General features: G+C 62.2%; 7 protein-coding genes. 2 read left to right on the forward strand and 5 right to left on the reverse strand.

Going from position 1 to position 6,170, the window contains the following annotated elements; all coding sequences use genetic code 11:
- Window positions 1-1,080 carry an ABC transporter substrate-binding protein gene (locus ACIQUH_RS24075; RefSeq protein WP_400819856.1) on the reverse strand — a complete coding sequence of 360 codons (1,080 nt, stop codon included), beginning with the start codon at window positions 1,078-1,080 and terminating at the stop codon, window positions 1-3.
- A gap of 185 nt (window positions 1,081-1,265) precedes the next feature.
- On the opposite strand from ACIQUH_RS24075, the gene ACIQUH_RS24080 reads away from it, so the two are divergent.
- Entirely contained in the window at window positions 1,266-1,946 is a 681-nt protein-coding gene (locus ACIQUH_RS24080; RefSeq protein WP_003491888.1) for a response regulator transcription factor, read from the forward strand.
- Window positions 1,943-3,337 (forward strand): sensor histidine kinase, encoded by a 1,395-nt coding sequence (locus ACIQUH_RS24085; protein WP_400819839.1) that lies wholly within the window; start codon window positions 1,943-1,945, stop codon window positions 3,335-3,337. The genes ACIQUH_RS24080 and ACIQUH_RS24085 overlap by 4 nt, the downstream gene beginning before the upstream one ends.
- 12 nt (window positions 3,338-3,349) lie before the next feature.
- Here the strand turns inward: ACIQUH_RS24085 and ACIQUH_RS24090 are convergent, their stop codons facing one another.
- The 4 genes from ACIQUH_RS24090 to ACIQUH_RS24105 all read right to left on the reverse strand — a co-directional run bounded on the left by ACIQUH_RS24090 (window position 3,350) and on the right by ACIQUH_RS24105 (window position 5,888).
- Entirely contained in the window at window positions 3,350-3,655 is a 306-nt protein-coding gene (locus ACIQUH_RS24090; RefSeq protein WP_149899855.1) for an addiction module antidote protein, read from the reverse strand.
- Window positions 3,656-3,659: 4 nt separating this feature from the next.
- Window positions 3,660-3,956 carry a type II toxin-antitoxin system RelE/ParE family toxin gene (locus ACIQUH_RS24095; protein WP_400819842.1) on the reverse strand — a complete coding sequence of 99 codons (297 nt, stop codon included), beginning with the start codon at window positions 3,954-3,956 and terminating at the stop codon, window positions 3,660-3,662.
- A gap of 45 nt (window positions 3,957-4,001) precedes the next feature.
- Window positions 4,002-4,886 (reverse strand): formyltetrahydrofolate deformylase, encoded by an 885-nt coding sequence (purU, locus tag ACIQUH_RS24100; protein ID WP_400819845.1) that lies wholly within the window; start codon window positions 4,884-4,886, stop codon window positions 4,002-4,004.
- A 225-nt stretch (window positions 4,887-5,111) separates the two neighbouring features.
- The gene (locus ACIQUH_RS24105) at window positions 5,112-5,888 is read right to left on the reverse strand and encodes a YbaY family lipoprotein (protein WP_400819847.1); all 777 of its coding nucleotides are present in this window, start codon (window positions 5,886-5,888) and stop codon (window positions 5,112-5,114) included.
- Window positions 5,889-6,170 lie beyond the last annotated feature (282 nt).

Raw genomic sequence — 6,170 nt, forward strand, 5'->3', positions numbered from 1 at the left:
CTATTGCGAGCGCAGCGCCTCGTTCCAGCGCTCGATCAGGCGGCTGCGCTTGACCTGGTCCAGATAGACCATAAGCCCGGGGCTGACGGGGACGGGACGCAATTGCGCGCCGTGGATGGCCTGCATGGTGTTTGCGGTGTTCTCCCCCGCCACTTCCGGGCTGACGGCGGGAATCTGCAATTGCCGGGCCATGATCGTCTGGCCCTCCTTGGACATGAAGAATTCGAGGTAGCGGCGGCCGAGCGCCGGGTTGGCGGCGGCTTCCGGCACCAGCCCGATGCGTGACATGACGACGGTATAGTCCTTCGGCAGTACGATGCCGACATCGGGGTGGCGCGAGGCCCAGTCCGCCGCATAGGAGCCGAGAATATTGTAGCCCAGCACGAAGCGCCCATCGGACACGCGCTCCAGAATGGCCGAGGAGGTGGAATAGACCTTCACGCCCGCCGCGCCCATGGCCTTGATGACGCTCCAAATATCGCCGAACTGCTCCTGATCGCGCGACATGAACAGGAAGCCGACACCGGAACGCTCGATGTCATAGGTGGCGATGCGGCCATGCACCTCTTTCGCGTGGCGTTCGAGATAATCGACGAATTCGGCGCGGGTGGCCGGTGGCTTCTCCGTGGTGAAACTCGGCTTGTGATAAACGAAGACCGCCGGCTCGAAGGTCAGCGCGTAAGCCGTGTTGCGCCAGTTCGCCCAGGCCGGCCAGCGGGCGCTCATGGCGAGATCCGAGCGCTGGGCGTAACCGTCATTGCTCAGCTTCACCTGCAGATCCATGGCCGAGGAAAAGGCGAAATCGGCGGTCTTTTTGCCGGCGTCGGTTTCTTTGACGATGCGGTCGTAAATCTCGCCCGTCAGCATATCCTCATAATGGACGGCGATATCGGGATTGGCCTTCTGGAAACCCTCGATCATCGGCGTCGCCAGCGGTTCATCCAGCGAGGAATAGACCACCAGCGTTTCAGCATCCGCCTTGCCTGATGGGGCGGGAAAAACGGCCACCTGCGCAAGCGCGGGTGAGGCCATGCAAAGACAGAGGCAAAGAAGAAGGCAGATACGCATGGAAAAGATCATGCCGCAGGCGCTTGCCATTCACAAGCGCCGGAGCGGGATTGCGAAAGGTGTCAGCGGTTTTCGTTTCAAATCCCGCTCCAATTTTATAAGCCGGATCACGCTTCAAGTCATAAGTTTATCAAGCTTATGACTTGAAGCGTGATCGGCGGCTTGGTTAAACTTGCGCATGCTGCGGGAGGGAAGATTTGCGTATTTTGCTGGTCGAGGACAATCAGGTGCTGTCGGAGGGGCTGTCGGCGCTGCTGCGCGGCAGCGGTTATGCGGTGGACGTGGTTTCCGATGGCGCTTCCGCTGATGCGGCGATTGCGGCTGAAAGTTTCGATCTGGTGATTCTCGATCTCAACCTGCCGGAGATGGACGGCATCGAGGTGCTGCGCTCCATGCGTTCGCGCCAGGACAAGGCGGCGGTGCTGATCCTGACGGCGCGCGGCACGCCGGAGGAAAAGGTCAAGGGGCTCGATCTCGGCGCTGACGACTATATGATCAAGCCCTTCGATATCACCGAATTCGAGGCGCGGGTGCGGGTGCTGCTGCGCCGCAATGCCGGGCTGCGCTCCTCCGCCCTCAGTTTCGGCAAGGTGCTGTTCGATCTCAATTCCCGCACCTTTTCGGCGGATGGGCGACCGCTCGATATTCCCGCGCGCGAGGTGGCGCTGCTCGAAGTGCTGTTCATGCGGGCCGGCAAGGTCGTCGCCAAGGAAGCCATCGTGCAGTCGCTGACAGGCTTCGACGACGATATTTCCGCCAATGCCATCGAGCAATATGTCAGCCGCCTGCGCAAGCGTCTCGCTCCCCACGGGCTGACGGTGAAGACGGCGCGCGGTATCGGTTATTATCTCGAAAAGCTGCCGGAGATGGCTGAATGAGACAGGCCGCCTATTCGCTCAGGCGGCGACTTTTAGGCTGGCTTCTCATTTCCACCGCCATCATCGGCTGTGTCGCGCTCACCGATACCTGGCGCGAGGCGGTCAGTACCGCCAATGTCGTCTCCGACCGGGTGCTTTCAGGTTCGGCGCTCGCCATTGCCGAGCGGGTGGTGGTGGCCGAGGACGGCTCGCTGGAAGTCGACATTCCCTATGTGGCGCTGGAAATGCTGACATCGGCCGCACAGGACCGTGTGTTTTACCGGGTCGACGGGCCAAACGGGCAATTCCTCACCGGCTACCAGAACCTGCCGACGGTTGCGAACCCGGCGGGCGATATGCCCGTCTATCGCGATGCCGTGTTCCGCGATGAACCGATCCGCATCGCCGCCATCAGGCGTTTTGCCTCGACCGGCATCAATTCCGTGCCCTTTTCCGTCACGGTGGCCGAAACCACCATCGCCCGCAGCCAGCTGGCGCAGGCGATCATCCTGCGCTCCGCGCTGCGCCTGCTTCTGATGATCGTGGGCGCGGCGATCATCGTCTGGATCGCGGTGACGATTTCGCTCAGACCGCTTTATCGGCTCAGCGAAGCGATCGCCGAGCGCAGCCCGAACGATCTGCACCCCATCCGCCAGTCCGTGCCGGTGGAGGTGGAAAATCTGGTGGAGACGGTCAATTCCTTCATGGTGCGGCTGCAATCGGCGCTCGATGCGCTCCGGCATTTCACCGGCAATGCCAGCCACCAGCTGCGCACGCCGCTTGCCATCATCAGCACCCAGCTTGCGCTTTCCGCCCGTGCCGCAAGTCTTGAGGAGGCGCAGGCGGCGGCGCTGAAGGGCGGCGCTTCGGTGGCGCATGCCGAACATATCCTCGCCCAGCTCTTGCGCATGGCCAATATCGATGCGGCAGGCTCCAGCGAGAAACATGATTTTTCCGCCATCGACCTCGTAGCCGTGGCGCAGAATGTGACGGCCGATTTCGTGCCACGGGCGGCGGAGGCCGGCATCGATCTCGGTTTCGAAGGCGAGGGCGAGGCGATCATTCCCGCCGAGCCGCTTTTGATCGGCGAGCTGATCGGCAATCTCGTTTCCAATGCCATCAACTATGCCGGGCGCGGGGCGGAAGTCACCGTGCGCGTCGGCAAGGAGACGGCCGCCGTCTGGCTGGAAGTGGAAGATAACGGCCCCGGTATCCCCCCGGAAAAACGCGCCATGGTGCGCCAGCGCTTCGCCCGCGGCGAAGCCAACACCGCCCCCGGCGCCGGCCTCGGCCTTGCCATCATCGAGGAGATTGCCGGGCTGTTCGGCGGGCTGCTTACGCTGGAGGATGGCGCGGACGGGCGTGGGCTGAGGGCGCGGGTGGTGTTTGGTGGGGCGGCAAAGGCATCGTAGACTGCGGGCTTGTCAGGCGGCTGTATCCGCGGATGACTTCGCCACCAGCGAGAGCCTGTAGCCCAATGCATCAGCTACCTTGGCAATCGTTGCCAATTCAGGATTTCCTTCGCCGCTGAGCGCCTTGTACAAAGTCTGGCGGGGAAGGCCGGTCTGTCTGGAAAGATCGGTCATGCCCTTGGCCCGCGCCACGACGCCCAGAGCATGGGCAAGTTCCTGTGCGTCGCCGCTCTCGGTGGCGTCTGCTATGTAAGCCGCAAGCGCTTCGTCACTATCAAGGTAGCGAGCAGCATCGTAATCGCGTGTCACAAGTGGCATGTTCTCACTCCTTGAGCGCTCTGGCCAGTTTCTTGGCTTTGGCAATATCGCGGGTCTGAGACGCCTTGTCGCCACCACACAGCAATATGATGACGACATCGCCATGCCGGACAAAATAGACCCGATATCCGGGGCCAAGATCGATCCTGAGTTCGCTGACGCCTTCGCCAACGGGTTTCACATCTCCGGGATTGCCGTCTGCCAGCCGGTAAACGCGCCGTGCGATGCGGGCACGCGCCTGCACATCGCGCAGACCCGCCATCCAATCGGCAAACTCGTTTGTTTCCCGGATCGTAAACATGACCGAATGTAAACTGCGGTTGTCATTTCGTCAATGACGAAGGTTTCACCCCATCCGCTCGGAAGCATAACTTCCCGGGCTTGGCGGGAAGACGACGGTGCGGTTGCCGTTGATGAAGGTGCGGTGGTGGATATGGGCGTGGATGGCCCGGGCCAGCACCTGGCTTTCCACATCGCGGCCAAGCGAGACATAGTCGTCGGCACTCTGGGCATGGGTGATGCGCACCGTGTCCTGTTCGATGATTGGGCCTTCGTCGAGATCGGCGGTCACGTAGTGTGCCGTTGCGCCAATCAGCTTCACGCCGCGCTCATAGGCCTGCTTATAGGGGTTGGCGCCCTTGAAGGAGGGCAGGAAGGAATGGTGGATATTGATGATCTTGCCAGACATCTTGCGGCACAGGTCATCGGAGAGAACCTGCATGTAGCGCGCCAGCACGACGAGTTCCGTGCCGCTGGTCTCGATCAGGTCCATCAGCTGGGCTTCTGCTTTGGGTTTATTCTCCTTCGTCACCCTGATGTGGTGGAAGGGAATGTCGTGGTTGACGACGACCTTCTGGTAATCGAAATGGTTGGAGACGACACCGACGATGTCGATCGGCAGCGCACCGATCTTCCAGCGGTAGAGCAGGTCGTTGAGGCAATGGCCGAAACGCGACACCATCAAAAGCGTCTTCATGCGCTGGCCGTCCGGATAGATATCCGCCTCCATGCCGAATTTTTTCGCCACCGGCTGAAAGCCTTCGGTGATGGCCTGAAGGGAGGCGCCTTCTTCCGAAATGAAGGAGACGCGCATGAAGAACTTGCCGGTCTCGAGATCATCGAACTGCGAACTGTCGACGATGTTGCAGCCTTTTTCCGCCAGATAACCGGAAATCGCGGCAACGATGCCGCGGGTCGATTTGCAGGCTACGGTCAGAACATAGGATGTCATGCGTTTTCCCTCAAAGACGGCGCGCCGGCGTCAACCGGCGCAGTTCGGCGCGTTCCATAGCGCAGCTCGGCGGCGGAGCAAAGCGGCAAGACGAACACAGCCAAAGTCATAGGGCGGGAAAGGAGAGCGCGCCGTGCCGGAAGCGACATGGAATGTTCCATGGTCAGCACAGTTGAGGGCCAGCACGGCGGCGCGGGGTATTTTACCGGGGGGGCGTTACCGGCCTCAGGCGCGGCGCAGGCGCATGGCCGTGCGGCCGCGGCCGTCGATCAGTTCCAGCGTGCCGCGGCGCGGCTCGAGCCGGAAGGAGCGGGCGCCTTCCAGCGCTTCGATGAACTGCCGTTCCTGACGCATGATGTCAGGGGCGCAGGCCATCTGGGTGGAAATCATCCGGCCGAAATCGACACGGTTGCGGCTGATCTTCACTTCGCCGCCGATGCCGTTGCAGCCGGCATTACCGGAAACCCGGCCCTCGCGGGAAATTTCGAGCGTCGCCTGACGACGGCCGCGAACCCGCTCGCCGCGGATCTCCTGCACCAGCCAGCGCCCGTCGATACCGACTTCCGGCTCCGGCCGGCCCGGACCCGCGCCGACGCGCTCCAGTACCAGATCGGTGTCGTCGCGACCGCCGGTCAGGACGGAATAACGGCGCGTGGTGGTGAAGAGCAGCCGGTCGCGGTCGCGGATTTCGGCGCTCAGCGCATAGGAGCGGCGGCCACGGATGTCGCGGTCGTCATAACGCAGTACGAAGGGGACCGGCACCTGGCCGCGCGGGCGGATGGTGGTTTCGGCAATCGTCTGCGACGGAGCGTCCGCCAGCGAAACGTCGATGAGGCGCACGGTGACGGTCGCGCCCGGCGGCAGGGCGATGCGTTCGCGATAGGAGACGCTGCCGCGCAGGCTTGCCGGCGCCGCCGCCGCGCCGCCCGCCGCAAAAAGCGGGGCGAGAGCCAGGAGACCGGCAAAACTGCGGCGCGAAAGAAGAGGCTGTTGGTCGGTCATGATGCTTGCTCCGTGCTGGTTCCGTTTGAATTTCAGGGGATGATAAAAAACGGCACTGAACGGACGATGAACCGGATTTTCACACCTGTGCAGGCGGAGACATTTGGTGTGGATGGCGAGGGAGTGCTTCAGGGTTCTATGCTGTTTGCGTCCGCTCCACCCCTCATCCCTGTGCTTGTCACAGGGATCCTGTGTATTGCACTTGTGTTATAAGGGTTGCGGGCGGAAGGCCGTCGGGGTCCTGGTCGATTGAGACCGTTTGCTGGCTTTGGCCTCCGCCCG

Origin of the sequence: Agrobacterium sp. NPDC090283, assembly GCF_044769685.1 — a bacterium.
In the GTDB taxonomy this organism is placed as follows: Bacteria; Pseudomonadota; Alphaproteobacteria; order Rhizobiales; family Rhizobiaceae; genus Agrobacterium.

What these genes read in the sequence shown, in the direction of transcription:
- ACIQUH_RS24075 (WP_400819856.1), bottom strand. Translation starts at nt 1,080, where the DNA reads ATGATCTTTTCCATGCGTATCTGCCTTCTTCTTTGCCTCTGTCTTTGC.
- ACIQUH_RS24085 (WP_400819839.1), top strand. Translation starts at nt 1,943, where the DNA reads ATGAGACAGGCCGCCTATTCGCTCAGGCGGCGACTTTTAGGCTGGCTT.
- ACIQUH_RS24090 (WP_149899855.1), bottom strand. Translation starts at nt 3,655, where the DNA reads ATGCCACTTGTGACACGCGATTACGATGCTGCTCGCTACCTTGATAGT.
- ACIQUH_RS24095 (WP_400819842.1), bottom strand. Translation starts at nt 3,956, where the DNA reads ATGTTTACGATCCGGGAAACAAACGAGTTTGCCGATTGGATGGCGGGT.
- purU (WP_400819845.1), bottom strand. Translation starts at nt 4,886, where the DNA reads ATGACATCCTATGTTCTGACCGTAGCCTGCAAATCGACCCGCGGCATC.
- ACIQUH_RS24105 (WP_400819847.1), bottom strand. Translation starts at nt 5,888, where the DNA reads ATGACCGACCAACAGCCTCTTCTTTCGCGCCGCAGTTTTGCCGGTCTC.